Annotated in this window: 24 protein-coding genes, 9 tRNA genes and 2 pseudogenes; 15 read left to right on the forward strand and 20 right to left on the reverse strand. The window is 72.9% G+C overall.

The features are described from left to right. Positions 1-7: 7 nt before the first annotated feature. Positions 8-892 (reverse strand): TIGR03854 family LLM class F420-dependent oxidoreductase, encoded by an 885-nt coding sequence (locus ACQPXD_RS33695; protein ID WP_432825367.1) that lies wholly within the window; start codon positions 890-892, stop codon positions 8-10. A 32-nt stretch (positions 893-924) separates the two neighbouring features. Between ACQPXD_RS33695 and ACQPXD_RS33700 the strand changes: the two genes are divergently transcribed. The 3 genes and pseudogenes from ACQPXD_RS33700 to ACQPXD_RS33710 all read left to right on the forward strand — a co-directional run. Next, positions 925-1,764, forward strand: coding sequence for a serine hydrolase (locus ACQPXD_RS33700; protein ID WP_432825368.1), 840 nt, complete (start codon positions 925-927; stop codon positions 1,762-1,764). Positions 1,765-1,773: 9 nt separating this feature from the next. After that, a complete protein-coding gene (locus tag ACQPXD_RS33705) occupies positions 1,774-2,601 on the forward strand; it encodes a transglutaminase-like domain-containing protein (protein ID WP_432825369.1) in 828 nt (275 codons plus the stop codon). Positions 2,602-2,664: 63 nt separating this feature from the next. After that, positions 2,665-3,018 (forward strand): annotated as a pseudogene (locus tag ACQPXD_RS33710) (class I SAM-dependent methyltransferase); the annotation flags it as partial. On the opposite strand, the gene ACQPXD_RS33715 reads toward ACQPXD_RS33710, so the two are convergent. Together ACQPXD_RS33715 and ACQPXD_RS33720 are read right to left on the reverse strand one after the other, a co-directional pair. After that, the gene (locus ACQPXD_RS33715) at positions 2,992-4,452 is read right to left on the reverse strand and encodes an RNA polymerase sigma factor (protein WP_432825370.1); all 1,461 of its coding nucleotides are present in this window, start codon (positions 4,450-4,452) and stop codon (positions 2,992-2,994) included. The pseudogene ACQPXD_RS33710 and the gene ACQPXD_RS33715 sit on opposite strands and share 27 nt — an antisense overlap. After that, entirely contained in the window at positions 4,440-4,811 is a 372-nt protein-coding gene (locus ACQPXD_RS33720; protein WP_432825371.1) for a YciI family protein, read from the reverse strand. The genes ACQPXD_RS33715 and ACQPXD_RS33720 overlap by 13 nt, the downstream gene beginning before the upstream one ends. A 133-nt stretch (positions 4,812-4,944) precedes the next feature. Between ACQPXD_RS33720 and ACQPXD_RS33725 the strand changes: the two are divergent. Continuing rightward, a pseudogene (locus tag ACQPXD_RS33725) lies at positions 4,945-5,064 on the forward strand (VOC family protein); the annotation flags it as partial. A 50-nt stretch (positions 5,065-5,114) separates the two neighbouring features. Here ACQPXD_RS33725 and ACQPXD_RS33730 read toward each other — a convergent pair. After that, the gene (locus ACQPXD_RS33730) at positions 5,115-5,705 is read right to left on the reverse strand and encodes a TetR/AcrR family transcriptional regulator (RefSeq protein WP_432825372.1); all 591 of its coding nucleotides are present in this window, start codon (positions 5,703-5,705) and stop codon (positions 5,115-5,117) included. A gap of 125 nt (positions 5,706-5,830) precedes the next feature. On the opposite strand from ACQPXD_RS33730, the gene ACQPXD_RS33735 reads away from it, so the two are divergent. Then, complete coding sequence (locus tag ACQPXD_RS33735) at positions 5,831-6,235, forward strand: Dabb family protein (protein ID WP_432825373.1); 405 nt, start codon at positions 5,831-5,833, stop codon at positions 6,233-6,235. 880 nt (positions 6,236-7,115) lie between these two features. Here the strand turns inward: ACQPXD_RS33735 and ACQPXD_RS33740 are convergent. From ACQPXD_RS33740 to ACQPXD_RS33750, 3 genes are read right to left on the reverse strand one after another with little or no spacing between them, the layout of a single operon-like run. Beyond that, positions 7,116-7,658: a hypothetical protein gene (locus tag ACQPXD_RS33740; protein WP_432825374.1), complete on the reverse strand. Its 543-nt coding sequence runs from the start codon at positions 7,656-7,658 to the stop codon at positions 7,116-7,118. A gap of 25 nt (positions 7,659-7,683) precedes the next feature. Continuing rightward, positions 7,684-9,003, reverse strand: a complete 1,320-nt coding sequence (locus ACQPXD_RS33745) for a diguanylate cyclase domain-containing protein (protein WP_432825375.1) — start codon at positions 9,001-9,003, stop codon at positions 7,684-7,686. Between the two features lie 30 nt (positions 9,004-9,033). Further along, on the reverse strand, positions 9,034-9,267 hold the full coding sequence (locus ACQPXD_RS33750) for a hypothetical protein (protein ID WP_432825376.1): 234 nt from the start codon (positions 9,265-9,267) through the stop codon (positions 9,034-9,036). Positions 9,268-9,959: 692 nt separating this feature from the next. Here ACQPXD_RS33750 and ACQPXD_RS33755 point away from each other — a divergent pair. The 8 genes from ACQPXD_RS33755 (at position 9,960) to ACQPXD_RS33790 (ending at position 17,070) form a co-directional block, all read left to right on the forward strand. Beyond that, a complete protein-coding gene (locus tag ACQPXD_RS33755; RefSeq protein WP_432825377.1) occupies positions 9,960-10,472 on the forward strand; it encodes a C40 family peptidase in 513 nt (170 codons plus the stop codon). Between the two features lie 83 nt (positions 10,473-10,555). Further along, positions 10,556-12,583 carry a methyl-accepting chemotaxis protein gene (locus ACQPXD_RS33760; protein WP_432825378.1) on the forward strand — a complete coding sequence of 676 codons (2,028 nt, stop codon included), beginning with the start codon at positions 10,556-10,558 and terminating at the stop codon, positions 12,581-12,583. An 18-nt stretch (positions 12,584-12,601) separates the two neighbouring features. Next, positions 12,602-13,936: a PQQ-binding-like beta-propeller repeat protein gene (locus ACQPXD_RS33765; RefSeq protein ID WP_432825379.1), complete on the forward strand. Its 1,335-nt coding sequence runs from the start codon at positions 12,602-12,604 to the stop codon at positions 13,934-13,936. 50 nt (positions 13,937-13,986) lie between these two features. Further along, positions 13,987-14,901, forward strand: a complete 915-nt coding sequence (locus ACQPXD_RS33770; protein WP_432825380.1) for a superoxide dismutase — start codon at positions 13,987-13,989, stop codon at positions 14,899-14,901. Positions 14,902-14,927: 26 nt separating this feature from the next. Beyond that, positions 14,928-15,077 carry a hypothetical protein gene (locus ACQPXD_RS33775; RefSeq protein WP_432825381.1) on the forward strand — a complete coding sequence of 50 codons (150 nt, stop codon included), beginning with the start codon at positions 14,928-14,930 and terminating at the stop codon, positions 15,075-15,077. Between the two features lie 153 nt (positions 15,078-15,230). Further along, the gene (locus ACQPXD_RS33780) at positions 15,231-15,719 is read left to right on the forward strand and encodes an LURP-one-related/scramblase family protein (protein ID WP_432825382.1); all 489 of its coding nucleotides are present in this window, start codon (positions 15,231-15,233) and stop codon (positions 15,717-15,719) included. Positions 15,720-15,994: 275 nt separating this feature from the next. Beyond that, positions 15,995-16,483: a winged helix-turn-helix domain-containing protein gene (locus ACQPXD_RS33785; RefSeq protein WP_432825383.1), complete on the forward strand. Its 489-nt coding sequence runs from the start codon at positions 15,995-15,997 to the stop codon at positions 16,481-16,483. After that, positions 16,465-17,070 carry a transposase gene (locus tag ACQPXD_RS33790; RefSeq protein ID WP_432825384.1) on the forward strand — a complete coding sequence of 202 codons (606 nt, stop codon included), beginning with the start codon at positions 16,465-16,467 and terminating at the stop codon, positions 17,068-17,070. Before ACQPXD_RS33785 ends, ACQPXD_RS33790 begins: the two co-directional genes overlap by 19 nt. Positions 17,071-17,712: 642 nt before the next feature. Here ACQPXD_RS33790 and ACQPXD_RS33795 read toward each other — a convergent pair. After that, positions 17,713-18,282 carry a TetR/AcrR family transcriptional regulator gene (locus tag ACQPXD_RS33795; protein ID WP_432825385.1) on the reverse strand — a complete coding sequence of 190 codons (570 nt, stop codon included), beginning with the start codon at positions 18,280-18,282 and terminating at the stop codon, positions 17,713-17,715. A 107-nt stretch (positions 18,283-18,389) separates the two neighbouring features. Here ACQPXD_RS33795 and ACQPXD_RS33800 point away from each other — a divergent pair, with 107 nt between their 5' ends. Next, entirely contained in the window at positions 18,390-19,331 is a 942-nt protein-coding gene (locus ACQPXD_RS33800; protein ID WP_432825386.1) for an SDR family NAD(P)-dependent oxidoreductase, read from the forward strand. Beyond that, positions 19,328-20,251, forward strand: coding sequence for an SDR family NAD(P)-dependent oxidoreductase (locus ACQPXD_RS33805; protein WP_432825387.1), 924 nt, complete (start codon positions 19,328-19,330; stop codon positions 20,249-20,251). Before ACQPXD_RS33800 ends, ACQPXD_RS33805 begins: the two co-directional genes overlap by 4 nt. Here ACQPXD_RS33805 and ACQPXD_RS33810 read toward each other — a convergent pair. The 12 genes from ACQPXD_RS33810 to ACQPXD_RS33865 form a co-directional block, all read right to left on the reverse strand. Beyond that, positions 20,236-21,945, reverse strand: coding sequence for an LLM class flavin-dependent oxidoreductase (locus tag ACQPXD_RS33810; RefSeq protein WP_432825388.1), 1,710 nt, complete (start codon positions 21,943-21,945; stop codon positions 20,236-20,238). The genes ACQPXD_RS33805 and ACQPXD_RS33810 overlap by 16 nt on opposite strands. Positions 21,946-21,991: 46 nt before the next feature. Next, positions 21,992-22,399, reverse strand: coding sequence for an NUDIX hydrolase (locus ACQPXD_RS33815; protein ID WP_432825389.1), 408 nt, complete (start codon positions 22,397-22,399; stop codon positions 21,992-21,994). 77 nt (positions 22,400-22,476) lie between these two features. Continuing rightward, a tRNA-Cys gene (locus ACQPXD_RS33820) sits at positions 22,477-22,547 on the reverse strand. Positions 22,548-22,557: 10 nt separating this feature from the next. Continuing rightward, positions 22,558-22,630, reverse strand: a tRNA-Arg gene (locus ACQPXD_RS33825). A 1-nt stretch (position 22,631) separates the two neighbouring features. Continuing rightward, positions 22,632-22,713: transfer RNA gene (locus ACQPXD_RS33830), tRNA-Tyr, on the reverse strand. A 53-nt stretch (positions 22,714-22,766) separates the two neighbouring features. Beyond that, positions 22,767-22,845 (reverse strand) — tRNA-Met (locus ACQPXD_RS33835). A gap of 75 nt (positions 22,846-22,920) precedes the next feature. Then, positions 22,921-22,996, reverse strand: a tRNA-Glu gene (locus ACQPXD_RS33840). A 14-nt stretch (positions 22,997-23,010) separates the two neighbouring features. Continuing rightward, positions 23,011-23,083 (reverse strand) — tRNA-Leu (locus tag ACQPXD_RS33845). Positions 23,084-23,089: 6 nt separating this feature from the next. Beyond that, a tRNA-Gly gene (locus ACQPXD_RS33850) sits at positions 23,090-23,164 on the reverse strand. A 1-nt stretch (position 23,165) separates the two neighbouring features. Beyond that, positions 23,166-23,239, reverse strand: a tRNA-Glu gene (locus ACQPXD_RS33855). A 33-nt stretch (positions 23,240-23,272) separates the two neighbouring features. Next, positions 23,273-23,345 (reverse strand) — tRNA-Ala (locus tag ACQPXD_RS33860). 355 nt (positions 23,346-23,700) lie between these two features. Further along, the gene (locus ACQPXD_RS33865; RefSeq protein ID WP_432825390.1) at positions 23,701-24,273 is read right to left on the reverse strand and encodes a histidine phosphatase family protein; all 573 of its coding nucleotides are present in this window, start codon (positions 24,271-24,273) and stop codon (positions 23,701-23,703) included. Between the last annotated feature and the right edge of the window lie 5 nt (positions 24,274-24,278).

Below are 24,278 nucleotides of genomic sequence, written 5' to 3' on the forward strand. Positions count from 1 at the left end.
CAGGACTCTAGTTCTGGCGCGGGAGCAGCTCGGTGACGAACCGGTCGATGAACTCGATCGGTGCGGGGCCGGCCACAGTGCGGATGACGAACTTCGACAGGCCCGCGGCGATGTACTCGTCGAGGAGCCGGTGCAGGTGCGGCCAGTCGCGGGCGACGAGCTCGGCCGGGTCGAGGTCCGGGCGGCGCTGGCGCAGCGTCGCGGCGAGGGCGTCGGGGAGGTCGCCGCCGGCGACGACGAGGCTGATGCCGTAGTGGTCCGGCTCGATCTCCCGCCCGGCGTCGGCGGCGGCCGCGCGGATGGTGTCCACGGCCGCGCGGGCCTCGGCCGGGGTGACGAAGCTGCCGAGCCACCCGTCGCCGAGCCGGCCGATGCGGCGCAGCCCGGCGGGGGCGCTGCCGCCCAGCCAGATGTCCAGCGGCCGGGCCGGCCGCGGGCCGATCCGCGCGCCCTGCACGGTGAAGAACTCGCCGGAGAAGCTGACCTCGTCCTCGGTGAGCAGGCGGCGCAGCAGGACGAGCGACTCGTCGAAGACCGCCGCCCGGCGCCCCTCCGGCACGGCGAACAGCGCGACCTCGCCGCTGCGGGCCGGGCGCAGGCCGAACACCGGCAGCACCCGCCGGGGCGCGAGCGCCGCCAGCGAGGCGAGCTGCTTGGCGACGAGGGCCGGGTGCCGGCCGGGCAGCACCGCGACCGACGTGCCGACCTTGAGCCGGCGGGTGCGGGCGAGGGCGTAGGCCAGGCCGACGACCGGTTCGACGGCGCTCGAATACACCTGCTCCGACAGCCACAGCGAGTCGACGCCCGAGGCCTCCAGGTGCTCGACGATCTCCGCCAGCTCCGCCGGAGCGGTGTCCGCGCCGAGCCCGACGCCGAACCTGATTTTCAGCACCCCTCAACCGTAGCCGGGGTAGCGTGGGCCCGTTGAGCGCGAAGCTGTCACCCGTCACGCGGATCCGCCGGGCGTACTCGCGGCACACCGCCCGGGCCGGCGGTGACTGGCACGGCCTGGTGACCCTCGCCGGGCACGGTGTCGTCGTCGAGGACGACGCCGACCGCCTCGTCAAGGCGTACAGCATCCAAAAACTGGCGATCGCCGTCGCCGTGCTCGACAAGGTCGACCGCGGCGAACTGGACCTGGCCCGGCGGGTGCGGCTGGCGGCCGGGGACGTGCTCGGCGGCAGCGGCACCTACCACCTGCAGCCGGTGCACGGCGACGAGCTGACCGTGGCCGGCGTGCTCACCGCGCTGCTGCTGGTGTCGGACAACACGGCGGTGCGGCTGTGCGGGCGGCTCGTGCCGGCCGCCGAGATCAACGCGACCCTCGCCGCGAAGGGGTTCGCGCGCACCCGGGTGGAGCCCGCCGCCGACCCGGCCCGGTTCTGGCTCGGCGACACCACCCCGCGCGAGACGCACGACCTGCTGTCCCGGCTGGCCGGCGGCACCCTGCTCGCCCCGGCGTCGGGCGCGTTCCTGCTCGGCGTGCTGCGCGCCGCCGCCGGTCATCACGATGGGGTACGCCGTGATCTGACCTCCGCGCAGCGCGCCCGGGTCGCCACGAAGCACGGCGCCGACCGCGACGAGCGCGGCGCGGCCCGGCACGAGGCCGGCGTGATGTTCGCCCCCGGCGGCGCGCCCGCGCTCGTCTACAGCCTGTTCGCCGACGGGCTCGGCCACGCCGAGGACTACGCCGGCACGCACCCGGCAAATTTGGCGTATGCGGCGCTCGGCCGGAGCATGCTGGACGCCACCGAATGTTGCTAGGTTCGATGAATGATGCAGCGGTACCGCGAGCAGACCCGCTTCAGCACTCCCGGCCCGTTGGCGGCGCTCCTCGACGATCTGCCCGAGGACCTGCCGTCGCTGATGGCGACGGTGCGTAACGTGGTCGTGCCCTTCCGGGCCGCCGGCATCACGTTCGCCGGCCCGCGCCTGGCCGAGATCGACTCCCGCTGGCTGACCCGCATCCTGCAGCTGGACCAGGAGCGCTTCCCGGCGCCGCTGGCCGAGCCCCGCCCCGAGGCCGAGCGGGTCGTCGGCTGCTGCCGCGACTTCACGCTGCTGACCATCGCCGCGCTGCGCCACCGCGGAGTGCCGGCCCGCAGCCGGGTGGGGTTCGCGCCGTATTTCGCCGAGGACTGGAACTACGACCACGTCGTCGCCGAGTATTGGAACGGCCGCCGCTGGGTGTTCGCCGACGCCCAGCTCGACCCGGCGCAGTATCCGTTCGACACCGCCGACGTCCCCCAGTTCATCACCGCCGCCCAGGCCTGGACGGCGCACCGCCGCGGCCTGATCGACGCCGACCGCTACGGCTTCGACCCGGCCCTGCCGTTCCACGGCCACCAGTTCCTGCTCGACGAGGTCCTGCTGGAGCTCGCCCACCGCCAGGGCGACGAGGTCCTGCTGTGGGACCAGTGGGGCGCCATCACCGACCGCACCGCCGACGAGCTGGCCGAGCTGCTGCTCTCCGCCGACCGCGGCGACTTCGACGCCGAGCGCGAGCTGACCAAGCGCTACGAGTCCGACCCGTCCCTGCGCCTCGGCGGCCGCGTGCGCTGCATGTCGCCGAGCGGCTTCGACGGCTGGGTCGCCGTCTGATCCGGTTTTGCGGTCCTGGCAAAGAACGTTGCCCGCTCGGCGCCGTTGGGGGAGGTTGACCCCATGGACACCGAGTTCTGGGAGACGAGGTACCGCGGCAGCGAGCGGTTGTTCAGCGGCAACCCCAACGGGGTGCTGGTCACCGAGGTCGCGGACCTGCCGCCCGGCCGGGCCCTCGACGTGGGCTGCGGCGAGGGCGGCGACGCGCTGTGGCTGGCCCGGCGCGGCTGGGAGGTCACCGCGATGGACATCTCCGCGACCGCCCTGGAGCGCGGCGCCGCCGCCGGCCCCGACGTCGCCGGCCGGGTGAGGTGGACCCGGGCCGACCTGTCGGTCACGCCGCCGCCGGCCGGCGCCTTCGACCTGGTGTCGGCGCAGTACTTCCCGCTGCTACGCCGGCCCGGCCACGCCGCGCTGCGCGGCCTGCTGGCCGCCGTCGCCCCCGGCGGCACCCTGCTCGTCGCCGGCCACGACCTCGCCGACCTCCCGCCGGGCGGCGTGCACGACCTCGACCCGAACGACTTCTACCGGCCCGCCGAGATCGCCGCCCTCCTCGGCGACGGCTGGACGGTCCTGATCGACGAGACCCGCCCCCGCACGGCCCCGGCTCCGCCCGGTACCCACCACAGCCACGACACCGTCCTGCGGGCACGACGTTCCGCCGAGGCGGGTCCGCCGATGCTGTAGATACTCGCGCTCGGCGTGGTCGTGGGTCAGGCCGATGGCGGTGTCATAGGCGGCTACGGCCTCGTCGCCGCGGCCGAGCCGCTCCAGCAGGTGCGCGCGGGTCGCGGCGGCGGGCTGGAAGCGGCGGGCCGGCTCACCGGCATCGGCCAGCACGGCGTCGAGCCGGGCGAGCCCGGCCGCCGGACCGTCGACCTCGGCGGTGACCGCGGCGAGCGCGACGTCGCCGCCGAGCGACGGCGCGACCGAGCGCAGCAGCCGGTGCAGGTCCAGCAGCGTCGGCCAGTCGGTCGTGCCGGTCCGGGCCCGGGCGCCGTGTACCGCCTGAATGGCCGCCTCGATCTGGAAGCGCCCCAGCCGTCCGCGGGCGTGCGCGGCCCGCAGGTGCTCGTGCGCCCGGGCGATCAGGCGCTGATCCCACGCCGCCGGGTCCTGCTCGCTCAGCGGCACGAACCGCCCCCGCGCGTCGGTGCCCGCCCCGGCCCGGGCCGCCGAGAGCTGGACCAGGGCGGCGAGCCCGTGCGCTTCGGGATCGTCGGGCACCAGCGTCGTGAGCAGCTCGGCGAGCTGCAGACCTGCGGAGGGCAGGCGGCCCCGGTCGATGGCATGGACGCCGTAGACCGCCTCGAGTACCGCCACCATCCGGGCCGGCAGGTCGGCCCGGTCCGGGAGGCGGAACGGGATGCCGGCGATCTTGATCCGCCGCTTGGCCCGGACCAGCCGGGTGGCCATCGTCGAGGCCGGCGTCGAGAAGGCCCGGCCGATCTGCTCGGCGGTGCGGCCCAGCACGGTGTTGAGCATCAGCGGCGTGTGCATCGCCCGGTCGATCGCCGGGTGCACACAGACGAGCATCAGCTCCAGCCGCCGGTCCGGGATCGCGTCCACGTCGACGTCGTCGACGTGGACCGGCGCGTCCCGCTCGACGTCGAGGACGACGGTCCGGCGGAATTCGGCCGACCGCCACCGGTCCCGCAGCCGGTTGCGCGCCACCGTCAGCAGCCAGGCGTCGGGATTGGCCGGCACGCCCTCGTCCGGCCAGGTCCGCACGGCCCGCTCGAACGCGTCGGCCAGCGCGTCCTCGGCGGCGGCGAGGTCGCTGGTCGCCGCGGACAGCAGGGCGAGCAGCTTGCCGTAGCTGTCGCGGGCGGCGTCGGTCAGCGCCGCCATGCGCCGTCGATGAAGGCCGTCGCGACCGGGCGGATCTCCACCGCGCCCCATTGGGCGCCGGGGCACCGCTCGGCCCAGCCGATGGCCGCGTCCAGATCCGCCACGTCGACCAGGAACACCCCGGCCAGCGCCTCCTTGGTCTCGGCGAAGGGACCGTCCTGCACGCGCGGCGCCCCTTCCCGGCGGGTCACGGTGGTCGTCGCCTCCGTCGGGTGCAGCACGTCCGCCGACAGCAGCACCCCGGCCCGCTCCAGCGCCTTGGCGTACGTGTCGAACGCCAGCATCGCGTCGGCGATCACCTCCTCGCTCAGCTCTCCCTCGCCCGGCTCGCGGTAGTGCATCAGCAGTGCGTAGCGCATCGCTCTCTCCTTCGCTCCCAGTGTGACGCCCCGGCGGCGTCGTCACCGGGATGACGAACCAGGCGGCGCCGAATCGTCACGCGCACAATGGGTGCTCGGCTCTCAGCCTTTGGAAGGTGCGTGTTCCAGGTGGGCGGTCGCCGGGGCCGTCGCACTCGGCGCCTCGGTCGCGACCCACCAGCCGCAGGACAACGTCCGGGTCCTGTTCGACCCGGCCGGCCACCCCTTCTGCCTCTGCCGCGACGACGGCTGACCGCGCGATCGCTCACCGGCAGGCCGCGCGCCGGGCCGCCGGCGACGCCGTCACCCCCCGGTCCGCCAGCCGAGGAGGATCGCGCCGAGCGCCTGCTCGGCCAGGCGTTGTGCGCGCTCGGTCCCGACCGTGCCGAGGTAGCCGATCGAGGCCATGCCGTAGAGCGTGCCCCACACGATCTCGCAGGCCTCGGCGCGGTCGGCCAGAACCACGCCGTGCGCGTCCGACCAGGTCGTGAGCAGCTCCTTCAGGACGTCGATGGCCGGCTCGGCGGCGCGCCGGCGCTCGTCCGCGTCGACCTCGGTGCCGTTCATGGCCTCGAAGAGGTACGGGTGCTCGCGGGCGAACCGCACGTACTCGGACGCGACCCGCAGCATGCGCCGGTCGATGTCCGGCTCCTCGGCGACCCGCTTGAGCTCGGCCAGCATCAGGCCGTAGCCGTGTGCGACCAACTCCAGCACGAGCGCGTCCTTGTTGGCGAAGTGCTGGTAGACGACCGGCGCCGTGTACTCCACGTCGGCCGCGATGCGCCGGATCGTCAACGCAGCGGCGCCCTCGGTCTCGAGGACGCGCAACGCGGCCTCGATGATCCGCTCGCGCGTGCTCGCCCGCTCGCGGGCGCGTCGTGTGCTGCTCGGCATGTCCCGTCACTTCGCTTCCATGGTGTCCCCGGACACTAGCCGCCCCCTCTTGACAGCGCCGTCACGGTGTAGCTAACTTAACGGCGTTAGAAAATCTAACAACGTTATGAACTGGGGTGCAAGGCATGATCTACCACATCAATCGCGCCACCATGAAGGCGAGCGCGAGCCCGGAGCAGATCGAGGCGGCGCTGGAGAGCTGGCGTAACCAGGGCCGGTCGATTCCCGCGGTGAAGTCCTTCATCGTCGGCCGCGACCACGGGGGCGACTTCGAGTACAGCTCGGTGTTCGCCGTCGAGGACCTCGACGGCCTCTTCGAGTACCTGACGCACCCGACAACCTTCGAGACCGACCACCTCGGGCTGAACCTGGTCCAGGATCTCACCATCTTCGACGTCAGCGACGACGACGATCCCGAGCTGAACGCGAAGATCCAGGAACTGCACCGCCGCCGCAACGAGCTCAACCCCGGCGTGGCCGCGATGCTGGCCGAGGTACCCACCTACTCCGGCGCCGGCGTGGACGACTGACGGCATCCGGCCGGCCTGCGGCGCCGAGCGGTGAGACAGGCCGGCCCGGCCGCTCAGGCGGCGGACGAATGCGGTCGATCAGGGCAGCTTCGACACGACCTTGAAACGTCCGCAGGCGCACGCTGTCGGGCTGTGGCCCCGCCGACGGCCCGACGCCCTGGAGCCAGGCGGACCCACCCTGACCGACTACACCGACCGGCGCCGGGCCCTCGGCCTCACTCACGGCACCCGCGTCTGGGCCGCCGTGGACAACGCGGCCGCCGCGGGCAGGGTGTCGATGGCCGCCGGTCGGGGGCGCGGCGATCATCGGCGCCGGCCCCGGGGCGGCGCGACGGGGCGAATGGTGCGGCTGTCGCACCCGCCGGGCGCACCATGCGATCTGCGCGGGGGCGGGGGCGGCCGTATGTCTCCGTGATCATGAGCGTGCGGTGGCCGCACCACGGGTTTGCCATGATCCCGGAACCTTTCGGTACACGGGGGTACATCACCACTCCGTGATCATGAAAAACCGTTGGTGTCGACGCCGGGTTGTGCATGATCGCGGAGACTTCCGGTCGCTGCGCCGTGCTTCGTGGCGGCCCGGCGCCCGGCGGGTGGGACGTGCTCGCCGACCGCGCCCCGCCCAGCGCGTCGGGACCCGCGGCCGGGCACCACTCGACCGCCATACCCACCGGCGGCCGGCGGTGCCGGATCCCGGGTGACACCGGGCGATGCGGGGCTCGGCGGTGCCTCCGCCGACCGCGCCCGCACATCCGGGCCCGGACCCTCCACCAGGTCCCGCGGTGCCGGCGGGATACCGGCGCGGTCACGGTCTGGCCGCGCCACCCGGTGACGGCGGACGAACACGGTTGATCAGGGCAGCTGGAATGGCTCGACCGCCTTACGGAATGAGGGCGTTGCACCAGCTGGCGGCCGCGGCGGAGATCCGCCGCAGCACGCGCCCCTCGCCCAGCACCGCGAACCCGTCATTGCCACCCGGCCAGAACAGCGCGACACGGCGGCTGCTTCCGGCCGCTTCCAGCAGGCGGTTCACCTCGGCGGCGGGCCGGACGGAGCAGTCCATCCACGGGTCTTCGGTCGCCGGACGTGCGGGCTCGCCCTCGACGAACGTGTACAGATCGAGCGTCGTGCCGTTCACACACACCGAGTAGCCCGCCGAGCCGGCATCCCAGGGACCGATGACCGTAGCGACTCGCAGGTCCACGCCGCAGTCGTGCAGGGGGCCGGCCATGCTGCCCAGCCAGGCCTCGACGTCTCCCTCGGCCAGGTCCTCGCCGTCCGCCCGCCAGGCGCCGCCGGCGGGCCACGTCACGCCGTCGCCGGACGCCAGGGCCCGCTGCGCCGCGCGCTTGTGATCTTCGGGGAGGTGCGACCACAGCCCGGCGTCGTCGAGCGCGTCAAGGAGGTCCTCGAACGCCGTCATGGCGGCCATGGTGACACGCAAAGGGCTAGGCGCCGAGGGGGGCGTGGACGACGCGGCCCTTGCCGCCGGTCTTGGCGGCGTACATGGCCTGGTCGGCGTCGTGCATCAGGGCGTCGATCGGGATCTCGCCGTCCCACAGGCTCACGCCGATGCTCGCCCGCGGGGTGATCACGGCGCCGCGGAACTCCGTTGGCTGCTGCAGAGCGGCGAGCAGGCGGTCGGCGACCGTGTAGACGTCGTCGGCGGCGTCCATGCCGTCCAGGAGTACCGCGAACTCGTCACCGCCGAGGCGGGCCACCGTGTCGTCGGCGCGCACGCCGGCCAGCAGGCGGCCGGCGACGACGGTCAGCAGGTGGTCGCCGGCGGCGTGGCCGTGGGCGTCGTTGACCGCCTTGAAGCCGTCGAGGTCGATGAGCAGCATCGCGACCGGGGCGCCGGCGTTGGCGTTGGGGCGGGCGGCGGCGATCCGTTCGCGCAGCAGGGCGCGGTTGGCCAGGCCGGTGAGGCCGTCGTGGGAGGCCCTGTGGTGTACCTCCTCGAAAGCGTGGCGCAGCACGCCCAGCGTGTCGTTGAGCGACCGGCTCATCTGGCCGAGCTCGTCGCCCCGGTCGAGCTCCACGCGCCGGCTCAGGTCGCCGCGGGCCACCCGGGCGAGCACGTCGACGACCTCGCGCAGCGGGCGGGAGATGGCCCGGGCGGTGAGCCCCGACAGCAGCACGGCGGTGAGCACGCCCGCGGCCAGCAGGGCCTCGGTGAGCTGGGCGGTGCGGGCGCTGTTGGCCTTGGCCCGGCGGGCGCCGTCGCGCACCGCCTCGACCAGCTGCTCGAGGAACGAGTCGGCGCGGTCCTTCACGGCGCGGGCGATCGACTCGGAGCGGACCAGCACGACCGAGGCGGCCTTCTGCTGGTCGCCGGCCTTGGCCGCGTCCAGGGCCGAGTCGCGGGCGGTGCGCCACATGGTGATGGTGGCCGCGAACGCGCGCAGGCCGGTCTGCTCGCTCTGCGGCAGGCCGATGGTGCGCAGCTGCTCGATCTGGGCGTCGATCTGGCGGTCCGACTCGGAGATGACCTGGGTGTAGGTGTCGCGGTAGAAGCCGGGGTCGGACAGGATGTAGGCGAGCACGGCCTCCAGCTGGTTGCTCACGGCCGAGCGGACGCTGGTCATGCGGTCCAGGGCGACGATGTTGACGCGGTACTCGCGGTCCTGCTCGGCCACGAGCAGGCGCAGGTTGATCAGGCCGGCGACGCCGGAGGCGGTGAAGATCGCGGTGACGACGAGCGACACGCTGATGATCTTCGTGGCGATCCGCAGATCCGCCAGCCAGCGCCGCACCCGCTTGTACACGGTTCGAACATCGGCACTTCGCGAAGCGGATCAAGCGGGCCAGCCCGTCTCGATGCGGTGCAAGACAGTAGCGGTGTCGGCGCGCTTGATCCAGCCGGTCATGCCGGCCCAGAACGTGCCGGCGCCGACGGACGCCGGCATCATGTCGGAGCCGTCGAAGCGCAGCGTGACGGTCGGATCGGTGAGGATCGTCGTCTGGAAGGCGTCCCAGGCCTTGATCAGCCGGTCGGCCTCGACGTCGCGGATCGACGAGGAGATGGTCACGCTCGCGCCGTCGTGGCCGCGGTACGCCGCATATCGGGCACAGGACGGGTCGGCGGCGGGCCCTGCGCATCGGTCGCGGCACATGCGCACAGCAGTGCCACGGTCACGCACAGCACGGCAATGCGCGGTACCCACGCAAAACCCATGAACGCAGCATATGCGCTCAAAATCCCTCGAATTGCCCGCCGGAAAAATGGCGCACCGGGACGTCCTAACGGCCAGAAAAGGTTGTCCGGGTGGGATGGACATATCGGTCGATACCCGCACAGTTGCGGGTGAGATGGCTGGTGAGGAACGTCACGACCCTCGGCAGCCGGCTTGCATCCGGCCTAACGTCGCCGACGGCCCCCTCGCGGGGCCGGAAAGCGAGATTGTCCGTTTCGCCCGGTACTTCGGGTCAGCTCCGGCCTCCACGGCGGTGCTCCCACCCGAGACACGCGTGAGAGCACCGGGCCGACCGTGGAGCCGACCTGAACGCACGCCAGCCGCTGCACCGGATCGCAGCAGGCACCGCAGCCCTTGCCATCTCCGCCGTCTGGCTCGGCCCCTCCGCCGCCGCGGCCCAACCACAACCCGCGACACCGCCCGCGAACGCCGAAGGCTCGCCCGCCCTGTCGCTCTCCGAGCAGGAGGCCCTGCTCACCGCCTACGAACACGCCGATCGCGCCTACCGCGAGCACCGGTTCGCGTTCGTGGCGAGATCCCGGCCCGACGCGGCGGTCGCTCCGGCGCCGCCGGCGCCACCGGCCCCCGCCCAGCCGAAGGCGGCGTCGAAGCCGGCCGCGAAGAAGACCACCACGTCGGGCAAGACCACGAAGTCCACCACGAAGAGCACGTCGGGCAAGGCCCCGGCGACCAATGTCGCTCCCCCGTCCGGAGCCGCGGGCACGGTGGTGAACTTCGCGCTGGCGCAGGTGGGCAAGCCGTACGTGTACGCCAAGTCCGGCCCGAACGCCTACGACTGCAGCGGCCTGGTGATGGCCGCCTACGCCCGGGTCGGCATCAGCCTGCCGCACCAGAGCGAGCAGATCGCGGCCCGCGGCCGGCAGGTGCCGTCCGGGCAGTGGATGCCCGGCGATGTCATCCACACCTCGGGCCACGTCGCGATCTACATCGGCGGCGGCAAGATGGTCGAGGCGGCCAACCCGTCGGCCGGGGTGCGCGTCGCACCGGTGCGCGGCGGCACGGCGTACCGGTTCCTGTAGCGAGTTCCCTCAGCAACTCCCGATCGGCCCGGGCGAGGCCCAAATTCCTCAGGTTGGTACCCGCCCGGGTCGATCAGCCCGATATGAGCGGATCCCGGCGTCCCGCGCTGCTCGTTCCGGTCCTGTGGCTGGCCGACCGGATGCGCACGAGCACGCGGCTCGCGGTACTGGTCGTCGTCCTGCTGGTGCCGGGGCTGGGCGCGACCTACGCGTACAGCAGCTCCATCGGCGGCCAGGTGGACTTCACCGGCGCCGAGCGCGACGGCAACGACGTGGTGCGCCCGGCCCTCGCCGCGATGGCCGACGCGGCGGCCGGGCGGTCGCCCGACCTGACCGACCTGCGCGCCGCGGTCGGCCGGCATCCGGGGCTGGGCCTGCGCGACCGGCTGGCCGCGGTGCCGTCCGGCGGCGGGGCGGGCACCACGACCGCGCTCGCGGCGCTGATCACCGACGCCGGCAACAACTCCAACCTGATCCTCGACCCCGACCTGGACTCCTTCTACGTGATGGACATCCTGATCGTGGAGCTGCCCAAGGCGCTCACCTCGGCGGCCGAGGCGGCGGCCCCGGACGCGTCGGCGCCGCTGCCGAAGCGGGTCGCCGCCCAGGCCGTCGACGCCGGCCTGCTGGACAGCGCCGCCGCGGCCATCCGCACCGGCGTGCAGACCGCGGTCGCGCACACCGCCGACACCCGGCTCAGTGGCGACCTGTCGGTGCTCGGGGGTACCGCCGACGCGCTCTCCGCGCTCGCCGGCAAGCTCACCGACACCCTGGACAGCCCCGGCCCGGCCGACGTGAGCGTCGCGACCGATGCGGTACGCCAGGCGGCCGGGCCGGCCGGGGCGGTGCTGCAGCGGCTCCTCGACGCGCGGTACCACCGGCTCTCCCGGGACCGCGCGACCAACCTCACCGTCACCGCGGTCACCGCGATCGCCGCGATCTGGTTCGCCGCCGCCGTGTGGTGGCGCACCCGCCACGACGTGCGGCTCGCCGTCGCCGCGGTGACCGCCGCCGCGGCCGGCGACCTCGCCGAGCGGGAGGTGCCCGCCGGCCGCGACGAGCTCGGCGACATCGGCCGGGCCCTCGAACGGTCCCGGCGGCGCCTGGCCGAGCAGGACGACCAGCTGCGCGACGGCCAGCGGATCCGCGAGGAGCAGCTGCACGCGAGCTTCGAGCAGCAGCGGGAGGGCCAGCGGCAGCTGCGCGAGCGGGCCCAGGGCGTGGTCGACGAGTCCATCGGCGCCATCTCCGCCGAGCTGCACGACGTCGTGGCCCAGGTCGGCGAGGTGCGCGAGGCCGCCCGGACCATCGAGGAGCGGGTCACCGAGGCCGACCGGGCCACCGCGTCCGTGGTCGAGCGGGCGGGCGAGGCCGAGCGGGTCGTCGCCGCCCTCGGCGACAGCCTCCGCCAGGTCGACGGGACCACCCAGCTCATCGCCGGCATCGCCGCGCAGACCCGGCTGCTGGCGCTCAACGCGACCATCGAGGCGGCCCGGGCCGGCGAGGCCGGGCGCGGCTTCACCGTCGTGGCCAACGAGGTGAAGGATCTGGCCGGCAGTACCGCCGAATCGACCGAACGGATCGCCGCGACCATCGCCGAGCTGGAGCGCACGGCCGCGCAGATGACCGGCACCATCCGGGCCATGGTGGCCGGGGTCGGCGGCATCGGCGAGGCCACCACGGTGCTGCACACCGTCGCGCAGGACCAGCACGCCACGGTCGAGCGGCTCACCGGCCGGGTCGGGCAGACGATGGAGCGGATCAACGGCATGTCGGCGCTGGCCGAGAAGCTGGAGCGGCGCCACACCGAGCGGATCGCCGCGACCGGCCCGGTGCGCTTCAGCGACGGCGACGGCGCCGAGCTCGCCGTCGGCTCGCTGATGGACCTCAGCGCGGGCGGGCTGCGCTGCGAGGCCGAGGGCGAGGCGCCGATCCGCGCCGGCGACACCGTGACGGTGGATCTCACCCTGGACGCCGCGCCGCTGCGGCTGCGCGGCCAGGTCGTGCACAGCGTCCAGCGGGCCGGGCTGACCGAGATCGGGGTGCAGTTCCTGGCCCCGCCCCCGGCCGCCGTCGAGCGGATCGGGCGGTTCGTCAGCGCCGCCGCCTGAGCGGGTACGTTGCAAGACATGCGTCGATCAGCGTTCCTCGCCGCCGCGCTGCTGGCAGGGCTCACCGCGTGCACCCACGCCCCGGCGCCGGTGCCCACGCCGACGCAGACCGTCACCGACGGGGACTGGCCGACGTACCATCGCGACAACCGGCGAACCGGCAACGGCTCCGCGCAGCCCACGGCCACCACGCTGACCAAGGCGTGGTCGGCCGACCTCGGCGGCGCCGTCTACGGCCAGCCGCTCGTCATCGGCGACCGGGTGCTCGCCGCGACCGAGCGGGACACCATCCACGCCCTCGACGCCCGCACCGGCGCGCCGCTGTGGAAGGTGGACGCCGGCGATCCGGTGCCGCGCTCGGACCTGCCCTGCGGCAACATCGACCCGCTCGGCATCACCGGCACGATGGCCTACGACGAGCAGACCGGCCTGGTCTTCGCCGTCGCCGAGACCACCGGCGGCGCGCACACCCTCCTCGGCGTCGACGTCGCGACCGGCACGGTGAAGCTGCGCCGGGCGGTGGAGCCGCCGCTCGGCGACCCGATCGCCCACCAGCAGCGGGCCGCGCTGACCGTGTACGCCGGGCGGGTCTACATCGCCTACGGCGGGCTGGCCGGGGACTGCGCGAAGTACATCGGATCGGTCGTGTCGGCCCCGACCTCCGGCGACGGGCCGCTGCAGAGCTACGCCGTGCCCACCCCGCGCGAGGGCGGCATCTGGTCACCGGCCGGCGGCATGGTCGTGGGCCAGCAGCTGTACTTCGCGGTCGGCAACGGCGAGTCCACGAGCGGCTTCGACGGCAGCGACACGGTGATCGCGCTGGACCACAACCTGCAGCGCACCGGCTTCTTCGCCCCCTCCACCTGGGCCGACGACAACGCCCGCGACCTCGACCTCGGCTCGATGACCCCGGCCGAGGTGGGCGACCGGCTGTTCATCGCCGGCAAGCGCGGCGTCGGCTACGTCCTCGACCCGGCCAACCTCGGCGGCATCGGCGGGCAGCGGGCCCAGGCCGACGTGTGCAAGCCGTTCGGCGGCGCCGCGACCGCCGGCACGACGCTGTACCTACCGTGCGGCGACGGCATCCGGGCCGCCGTCGTCGACCCGGCGTCGGGCAAGATCACCATCGGCTGGCACGGGCCACGCGGCGCCACCGGCTCCCCCGTCCTGGCCGGCGGCGCGGTCTGGGTCGTCGACGTCGAGTCCGGTGTGCTCTACCTGCTCGACCCGGCCGACGGCCACGAGCGAGCCCGCCTCGGCATCGGCCGCTCACCGCACTTCGCCTCGCCCACCGTCGCCCGCGGCCGCGGCTACGTCGGCACCCTCACGGGGGTCACCGCCGTCGGCTACTGAACCGTCTTCGCACTTCGGGGGTACCGCAAGACATGACCGTACATCGACGCGTGACAGTCGTGCTGACCCTGGCCGCCGCGATCACGGCCACGCTGCTGGCCACCCCGGCCGCGGCATCGGCTTCGGGCCCCGGCCGCCCGCTGCCCACCACCCTGCGGTTGCCCGACGGCTTCCAGCCCGAGGGCATCGCCATCGGCCCCGGCGCGTTCGCCTACTTCGGCTCCCGGGCCGACGGCCGGATCTGGCGGATCAACCTGATCAGCGGCAAAGGCACCCAGCTCAGCCCGCCGGTCGGCACGGCGTCGCTGGGCCTGAAGGTCGACCACCACGGCCGCCTGTTCGTCGCCGGCGGTGGCGGCGGCGACGGCCGGGTGATCGACACCCGCAACGGCAAGGTCCTCGCCTCCTACAAGTTCACCACCGACACCACGTTCGTCAATGACGTGGTACTGCTCGACGGCGCCGCGTACTTCACCGACTCCCGCCGCGCGGTGCTCTACAAGGTCGCCAGCGGCCTGCCCCGCACGTTCACCACACTGCCGCTGACCGGCGACTTCGTCCTCACGCCGGGCGTGAACAACCTCAACGGCATCGCCGCCACACCCGACGGCCGGGCGCTGATCGCCGTGCAGTCCAACACCGGGTTCCTGTTCCGCATCGACCCGGCGACGGGCGCCACCAAGCGCCTCGACACCGCCGGCCGCACCTTCGTCAACGGCGACGGCCTGTGGCCGAGCGGCCGCACGCTCTACGTGGTGCAGAACCGCGACAACACCGTGGTCGCGCTCCGGCTCGACCGCGCCGGCACCGCGGGCGAGGTCCGGGCCACCCGCACCGACCCGCGCTTCGACGTGCCGACGACGATCGCGCAGTTCGGACACCGGCTGTACCTGCCCAACGCCCGCTTCACCACGACGCCGGCCCCGGACACGCCCTACACGGCCGTGGCCATCCCGGCGTTCTGATCCTCGGCGGCGGGCAGCCGGGCGGCATGGCGGACGGGACGCGGTTCGGCGAGGTGGCCGAGGTCTACGAGCACGTGCCGCCCGGCTACCCGCCGGAGCTGGCCGGGGAGATCGCCGCCTGCACCGGCAAGGGCATCGCGGTGCTGCGGTGCTGCGGCTCCTCGGCGGGACCCTGACCTGCGTCGAGCCCGACCCGCGGATGGCGGCCGTGCTGCGGTCGCGGTTACCCGGACGCCACCGTGGCCGGGTGCGCGATGGCCTGGCACTGGCTGGACCCGGCACGTCTTGGCCGGCGAGCGGGGATGGCCGCGGGGTCCGACAATTGACGTATGTATGTCATCAAGGAGCGCTTCTTCGACATCGGCGACGACTTCGACGTCACCGACGACCACGGCCGCAAGGTGCTGCACGTGGACGGCAAGGTGCTGAGCCTGCGCGACCGCCTCGTGATCGAGGACCCTTCGGGCAACGAGGTAGCGTCGGTGCACCGGCGGCTGGTGTCGCTCCGCCCGACGTACGAGATCGAGATCGGCGGCGAGGAGGCCGCGACGGTCCGCAAGAAGCTGTTCACGCCGTTCCACGACAAGTTCACCATCGACGTGCCGGGCCCGGACGACCTGGAGATGTCCGGCAACCTCTTCGACCGCGAGTTCACCGTCGAGCGAGGCGGCCGCGAGGTCGCGACGGTGTCGAAGCGCTGGCTGAGCATCCGCGACAGCTACGCCGTCAACATCGCCGACGGCGAGAACCACCTCCTGATCCTGTGCGCCGTCCTCGCCCTGGAACTGGCCCTCCAACGCGAACACAACCACGACTGACGCCGCCGGCCCGCCCCGACGCGAGACGGCGCTCCGTAGTCCCGCCCGCTCACCGCACATCGAAAAGTCGGGCGCTCCGCGCCACGACTTTTCGGACTTATACCCCGACAGGCGAAAAATCCGTTACGGGCGAACTTCAATCGGCTCATTTGCACCGTCGGGTGGTCGGCCGGCCGTGTGTCCGTGCTGCTACTGAGGCCGAAACGTCGAGGTGAGTCGATGTTGGCTCGGCGTGTCGGCGTGACCCAGGCCTGGCGGGGATCTATACCGACAGTGTGAGGTACGCCGATGGCGGCGGGCTGAGCGCGAAGGGCCGGGCCCGCCGCGAGATGGTACGGATGCAGGCTGTTGACCTGTTCGAGGAGCAGGTGCCGGCCGGTCGGGTCGCCTCGGTGTTGCGGGTGTCGGCGAAGTCGGCCTACCAGTGGCAGCAGACCTGGCGGCGGGCCGGGCGCGATGGGTTGCGGTCCAAGGGGCCCAGCGGGAGCCGGTGCCGGCTGGACCCGGTCCGGCTGGCCAGGTTGCAGGCCGAGCTGGACCTGGGGCCGGCCGCGCACGGCTGGGTCGAGGACCAGCGGTGGACGCTGCCGCGGATCACCGTGCTGGTCGGCCGGCTGTTCCATGTGCGCTACACCGAGCGGGGCGTGTCGTATCTGCTGCACCGCATCGGCTGGACCCCGCAGGTGCCGGTCCATCGGGCCGTCGAACGCGATGAGCGAGCGGTCGCCGTGTGGCGGGAGGAGACGTGGTCGCGGGTCAGATGACGGCCCGGGCCCTCGGGGCGTGGGTGTGCTTCGAGGACGAGGCCGGGCAGTCGTTGCGGCCGCCGAAGGCCAGCACCTGGTCGCGGTGCGGGGTGACCCCGGTGGTGCCGGTGTCGGGTAAGGGATCGGGCCGGGTGTCGATGGCCGGGCTGATCGCCGCCCGGCCGGGGCTGCGCACCCGGCTGTTCTTCCGCATCCGCGTGTATCACGGCCGCAAACGTGAGCCGAAGGGCCTGGCCGAGGCCGACTACATCCGGCTGCTCGGCGCGGTCCACGCCCAGCTGCGCGCGCCGGTCGTGCTCATCTGGGACAACCTCAATCACCATGTCAGCGCGGCGATGCGGGCATTCGTCGAGGCCCACGACTGGCTGACTGTGGTCCAACTGCCCGCGTACACACCGGAACTGAACCCGACCGAGGGAGTGTGGTCGAACCTCAAGCGCGGGCTGGGCAACCTCGCCGCCTGCAGCACCGACCAACTCGCCACGATCGTGCGCACGCGGCTCAAGAGCATGCAGTATCGGCCGCGACTCCTCGACGCCTTCATCGCTGAAACGGGCCTCGCTCTGCAACCCCAACCGCCGTGATCACCCCGACCTTTCAGCCTCGGTAGTCGGCCATCGCGACCAAAAGTCTCCGCGATCATGCACGAATCGCCTTGCACACCACGGGTTTTTCATGATCGCGGAAAGGCGATGTACCCCGGGGTACCTTAAGGTTCCGCGATCATGAGAAACCCGCTGCGCGTCGGTGGGAGCCGCATGATCACGGAGAGATTCGTTCGCTCCGGCCGCAGCCGGGCCGACGCGGCATTGCCCGCGGCCGCCGCGGGCCGGTAGCTCGCCGTCCGCTCACCGCACGTCGAAAAGTCGGGCGCTCCGCGCCACGACTTTTCGGACTTATGCCCTGTCAGGCGAAAAATCCGTTAAGTCGCGGCGCGGAGCGCCCGACTAACGGACTTGCGTGAGGCGCCCGACTTCACCGACCACGCGGGTCAGGCCGCCGGCTTAACCAGCCGCGCGGCGCGGAGCGCCCGACTTAGCCGACCACGCGGCGCCAGAGCGCCCGACTTAGCGGACCACGCGGCGCGGAGCGTTCGGCTTGACGGAACGACGTGGGCGAGGCGCCCGGCTTGACGGACCGCGCGGCGCAGGGCGCCCTACTGGACGGACCGCGCGGCGGGGGCTCGAGTTGACGGAGCGCGCGGGGCGGGGCAGGGCGGTGGCGGGTCAGGGGGTTTGGCGGAGGCCGTCCATCAGGAGGTCCAAGACTCGGCCGGCCTGGGCGCGGCGGGCCGGGTCGCCGGCGGCGAGGGATACGCCGCTGAGGGCGACCAGCACGTCCTCAGGCTCCACGTCCGGGCGCAGGCCCGCGCCCGCGCCGGCCTGGAGTAGCTCGGTGATCGCGCCGACCAGGCGGGCGCGGCTTTGGGCGAAGGGCTGGCCGCCGGCCGCGATGACCACGCGCAGCGCGTCGGCCAGGCCGTGCTTGGCGGCCATGTAGTCGATGTAGCCGTCCATCCAGGCGCGCAGGGCCTCGACCGGTGGCAGGTCCGCCAGCAGGCGCGGGGCGGCGTCGCACAGGCGGGCCAGCTCCGTGCGGTACACCTCCTCGATCAAAACCTCGCGGGTGGGGAAGTGCCGGTAGAGCGTGCCGATGCCGACGCCGGCGTCGCGGGCCACTCGGTCCAGGGTCACCTCGGCGGCGGCCTCCGTCGAGAAGGCTTTCAGGGCGGCGTCGAGCAGGCGTTCGCGGTTGCGCCGGGCGTCGGCGCGTAACGGGCGCTGTGGGTGGGTCACGTCACACTCCAACTTCGGACATCTGGAGGCTCCTCCGGTTATGGTTTAGGTTATCTGGAGGCTCCTCCGTTTCAAATGGTACCGCCGGCTTCGCTTTGGAGGCGATTATGCCGATCACCACACCGTTCAGCTGGGATTCGACCGCCGAGGAGGTCATCGAGGGCGTCGACCTGGCCGGCCGGCGCGCGGTCGTCACCGGCGGCGCGTCCGGCATCGGCGTCGAGACGGCGCGGGCCCTCGCCGGCGCGGGCGCCGAGGTCACCCTTGCGGTGCGCGACACCGTGGCGGGCGAGCGCACCGCCGAGGAGATCGTCGCGACCACGGGCAACAAGCAGATCCACGTCGCCTCGCTGGACCTCGCCGACCAGGCCTCGGTCCGCGCGTTCACGGCCGCGTGGGAGGGCCCGCTGCACATCCTGGTCAACAACGCCGGGGTCATGGCCTCGCCGCTGTGGCGTACCGCCGAGGGCTGGGAGATGCAGTTCGCCACCAACCACCTCGGCCACTTCACGCTCGCCAGCGGCCTGCTGCCGGCGCTGCGCGCGGCCGGCGGCGCGCGGGTCGTCGCGGTGAGTTCCAGCGCCCATCGGTACTCCGGGATCGTCTTCGACGACATCCACTTCGAGCGGCGGGAGTACGAGCCCTGGTCGGCCTACGGCCAGTCCAAGACCGCCAACATCCTCTTCGCCGTCGAGGCGGACCGCCGCTGGTCCGGCGACGGCATCCGGGTCAACTCGCTGCACCCGGGCAGCATCGCCACCAACCTCCAGCGCCACGTCGACCCGGCCGAGCTGCAGCGGCGCCGGGACAGCGCCGGCGCGGCGGCGATCCCGCGCAAGACCACCGAGCAGGGCGCCTCGACCTCCGTCCTGCTGGCCGCCTCTCCCCTGCTCGACGGCGTCGGCGGCCGCTACTTCGAGGACTGCGACGAGGCCGGCCCGCTGCGGGCGGACACGCCGCGCGGCGTCGCCGACTACGCGCTCGACCCGCAGGCGGCCGCCCGCTTGTGGGACGTCACCCTTCAACACGTTGGGAGCACGGCAGCATGAGCTTCGGATTCGAGACCACCGCCGCGGAAGTGATCGACGGCGTCGACCTGACCGGCAAACGGGCCATCGTCACCGGCGGGGCCTCCGGCATCGGCGTCGAGACCGCGCGGGCCCTGGCCGGCGCGGGCGCCGAGGTGACCATCGCGGTGCGCGACGCCGCGGCGGGCGAGACCACCGCCGCCGATCTGATCGAGCGCACCGGCAACAAGCAGATCCGGGTCGGCCGGCTGGACCTCGCCGACCAGGCCAGCGTCCGCGCGTTCGCGGAGGCGTGGGAGGGCCCGCTGCACATCCTGGTCAACAACGCCGGGGTCATGGCCTCGCCGCTGTGGCGTACCGCCGAAGGCTGGGAGATGCAGTTCGCCACCAACCACCTCGGCCACTTCACGCTCGCCACCGGCCTGCTGCCGGCACTGCGCGCGGCCGGCGGTGCGCGGGTTGTGGCGGTCAGCTCGGCCGCGCACCTGCGCTCCCCCGTGGTGTTCGACGACGTTCATTTCGAGCGCCGGGAGTACGACCCGTGGCTGGCCTACGGTCAGTCCAAGACCGCCAACGTCCTGTTCGCCGTCGAGGCGGACCGCCGCTGGTCCGGCGACGGGATCCGGGTCAATGCCCTGCACCCCGGCGGCATCCACACCAACCTCCAGCGCCACGTCGACGTGGAAGAGCTGCGGCGGACCGCCGCGGCGGCGGGCGCGCAGGCCCGCTGGAAGAGCGTGGAGCAGGGCGCCGCGACCTCGGTGCTGCTGGCCGCGTCGCCGCTGACCGAGGGCGTGGGCGGCCGCTACTACGAGGACTGCAACGAGGCCGGCCCCAACCAGCCGGGCACCCGCACCGGCGTCGCCGCCTACGCGCTCGACCCCGAGTCGGCCGCCCGGCTCTGGGACGTCACGCTCGCTTCGGTTCAGAGCACGTTGTAGCGGCTCAGCGGCTCGACCAGCTCGCGCTCCTCGTAGGACAGGTGCGACAGCAGCGTGTCGCTGAGCAGGTCGACCGCTCCCCGCACCGCGGCGATGCCGTCCGGATCGGACACCATCGCCACCAGGGCGGCGTCCACCCGCTCGAGCACCTCGGCGATCACGTGGTGCTCCGCCTCGAGGCGGTCGACCACCGGCACCAGCCGGGGGTCGGCCGCCCGCAACTGCGGGAACAGGCTGACGTCCTCGATCGTGTGGTGCGTGGTGACGACCCGGCAGTAGCTCTCGCAGTAGGTGCCCAGCGTCCAGTTGTTCTGCCGCATCGCCATCGTGTTGATCATCGAGCGCGCCCGCCCGAGGTCGATCGCCCCGGCCGCGACCTGCTCGACGAGGTCGTGGACCTGGGCGAGCTCCTGCCGCAGATGATCGTGCACCTGGATGAGATGCTCGCCGGACGCCCGCTGCCGGGCCGAGAAGCGCACGGTGAGGTCGCTGTCGGGGCCGGCCGGGCGCTCGCTCTCGTCCCACAGCCGGACGCTCGACAGCCGCGTCCCGTCGTCGGGCGTCGGCGTGGCCAGGGACTCGTTGCGGACCCGCCCGTCGGGATCGAGCCGCCCGCCGGCCGGGACGATGACCACACCGCCAGCACCGCCTCCCGTAGCCGAAATATCCGGCAAGCCGGATATTTCGGATTTATCGCCCGACGGGGCATGCAATGCGACCTGGCCGGATTCCGCGCGGCTTAGCGCCGCGCGCTCCGCCTCGACCGGCTCGCGTGAGACCTGGCCGGATTCGCCGCGGCGCGGGGCCGCCCGCTCCGCGGCGACCAGCTCGCGGACGGCGGGGACCACCTCCAGCGCGAAGCGCGACAGGTCCGCGTCGCCGCCCGGCTGTGTCATCAGCACGAACGCGCTCATGCCCTCGGTCACCGCCAGCTCCGCGAGCTGCTCGACCCAGATCTTCGGCGGCCCCTGCAGGAACTCCCGCCCGTCGCCGCGGAACGCCCCGCCGATGTTGTACAGCCGCCGGATGTCCTCCGGCCGGCGCCCCGCCGCCACCGCGGCCTCGTCGATGCGCCGGTTGGACTCCGCGAGCCGGTCCGGTGGCACATACGGCGCGCTGGGCAGCCATCCGTCGGCGACCCGGCCGATGAGCGACAGCATGCGCGGCCGGACCCCGCCGATCCAGATCGCGATGTCGTGCGCCGCCTCCGGCCCGGGATGTGCGCCCTGCAGCCGGTAGTGCTCGCCGGCCACCCGGGCGGAGCGGTCGTCGCTCCACAGCGCCCGCAGCACGGCGACCGCCTCCTCCAGGGCCTGGAGCGCCTCCGGGGCGCTGCGCCGCTGCCCGCCGAAGCCGGCGATCGCGTCCCAGAACGCGCCGGCGCCCAGGCCGAGCTCGACCCGGCCGCCGCTGATCGCGTCCAGGCTCGCCGCGGCGCGGGCCAGCACCGCCGGCGGGCGCAACGGCAGGTTGGCGACGTTGGGGAACACCGAGATGCGCTCGGTCCGCGCGGCGATGACCGACAGCAGGGTCCAGGCATCGATCAGGCGGCCGTTATACGGATGGTCCTGGACGCTGGTGAGGTCCAGCCCCAGCTCCTCGGTCCGCGCGGCGAGCCGCAACGCCTCTGCGACGCCGGCGGCCTCGGCCGGCAGGAACGTACCGAAGAGCAGGTCGTGCCCATAGTCGGTCATGTAGATAATATTCCACACAGATCGTTCGTGGGCAAAGTGGCCGCCGTCACGACGTGCCGCGCGCCAGGCCGTGGCGGGGCAGCAGGTGGTCGCGGAGCAGGGGGGCCAGGGATACGTCGCCCGCGTCGGACGGGTCGAGCCAGAGAATCTCCTCGATCTCGGCCAGCGGCTCGACCGGGCCGGTCAGCGGGGCGGTGAAGACCTCGGCGTCGACGGTGAAGCCGGGCTCGTTCGCCGCGGGTGCGGTGAACCGGCCGACGTGGCCGAGCCGGTCGGCGGCGACCCGCAGGCCCAGCTCCTCATCCAGCTCGCGGACCAGGGCGGCCGGGGCGGCCTCGCCCGGTTCGAGCTTGCCGCCGGGCTGCATGTACACGGTCGTCCCGCGCTTGCGCACGAGGAGCCATCGGCCGCCGGAATCCAGGATCACGGCGGCGACGATGTGGATCGTGGTCACCGGCCGAGGGTATTGCCTGGGCCTCGGGCCGGGCCACGCGGGTGGCGAAGCTCCACAGTGGATGGCGACGCGGGAAGAGACCGCAGCCGGATTCGAACCGGCGTAGACCGCTTTGCAGACGGCTCCCTCACCACTCGGGCATGCGGTCGCGACGGCAGTGCCCCCGGCTGGACTCGAACCAGCGACCCTCAGACTCGGATCCTGATGCTCTCTCCACTGAGCTACAAGGGCGTGCGGGCGGAGGGATTCGAACCCCCTCAGACAAAGCAACTGGTTTACAGCCAGCCCCGACTCTCCGACGTCGGCGCACCCGCGAGGCGGGTCGATCCACCCCCGTGGCCGACCGACCCGCGTCGAACGAGAAACCTGGTGGCAGGAGTGGGATTCGAACCCACGATCTCCGGCTTATGAGACCGGCAAGGACGACCGAACTCCTCTACCCTGCTACGTGCCGCGAAGCGGCCGGCGCCACGTGCCGCGAAGCGGCCGGCGCCACGTGCCGCGAAGCGGCCGGTGCTGCGAAGCGCGGACGGGACTCGAACCCGCACATGTCCTGGGTGAAAACCAGGCGACTCTCCCCAATTCGTCCACCGCGCCACGATCCGAACCAGTGCCCCCGGCGCGATTCGAACGCGCACCGTCGACGTCCTCAACGTCGTGCCTCTGCCGTTGGGCTACGAGGGCGTGAAGAGCGGCAGCCGGGATTCGAACCCGGGACCTTCGCCATGGCAAGGCGACGCTCTGACCTGACTGAGCTACAACCGCGTCGCCCGTCCGGGGGTTGAACCCGGTCTGCCGGATTGAGAGTCCGGCGGTCTACCTTCCTCAGCCTCACGGGCGGTGCGGGGCGCCTCCCCCCAGGGGCTCCCCTTGTGGACCTGAGCGGATTTGAACCGCTGACCCTCGGTCTGCCAGACCGATGCGCTACCAGCTGCGCCACAGGCCCATTTCAAAATGCGTGCCATCCACTGTGGAGTTATCAATGTGCGAATCCGCCGGCGAATTGCCGGGGCGCTTTTTCCGCCAACGACGGAAATGAGCAAAGAAAAGCCGCCCGGTCCCCGGTTGGGGTGGGCGGCGGAGACGTCGCTAGCCGGCCGCTAGCCGCTCCACCCACCCAGGGCGTAACCGCCGCCGAGACAGGCGTCACCCGCACCCAGCGGCATCAGCCGCTGCGGTTCGAGCTCGAGGCGCCGCATCATGGCGATCTCCTGGTCCGTGTCGGTGTGAGTTCTTCTTCCGTGGTACTGATGAATAGAGTACGCATTCGCCGGCACCCGCACAATGCATTTATTGCGACGCTAGGCGGGCGGGGCATTCCAGGCGCGCAGCGACGGGACGCCGTGCTCGTGGCCGAGCACCGAAACGGTGGCCGTGCCGAGGGTGAGGTGCGCGCCGAAGGTCAGCGGCTGCTCCAGCCAGCGGGCGGCCAGCGCCCGGGCGGCGTGGCCGTGGCTGACGACGGCCACGTCGCCAAGCACGAGCGTCGGGCGCATCCGGGAGAGGAACCGGTCGATCCGGTCGCCGACCTGCCCGGGCGTCTCGCCGCCGGGGCCGCCGTCGGTCCACAGGTCCCAGCCGGGGTGCTGGGCGTGGATCTCGGTGCTGGTGAGGCCCTCGTAGTCGCCGTAGTTCCACTCGGCGACGTCCTCGTCGATCGCGGTCACGGTGAGGCCGGCCAGCTGCGCGGTGCGCCGGGCGCGCACCCGGGGGCTGCTGACGACCGCGACGAAGCGGCGGTTGGCCAGCGCGCGGCTGAGGGACTTGGCGCCCGCCACACCCATGGGGGTGAGGTCCAGCTCCGTGGTTGACGTGTGCCGCCCGTTGGCGCTCCACTCGGTCTGTCCGTGCCGTACCACCACGATCTCGCCCATCGTCT

Source organism: Dactylosporangium sp. CA-092794 (genome assembly GCF_050948465.1).
Classification (GTDB): domain Bacteria; phylum Actinomycetota; class Actinomycetes; order Mycobacteriales; family Micromonosporaceae; genus Dactylosporangium.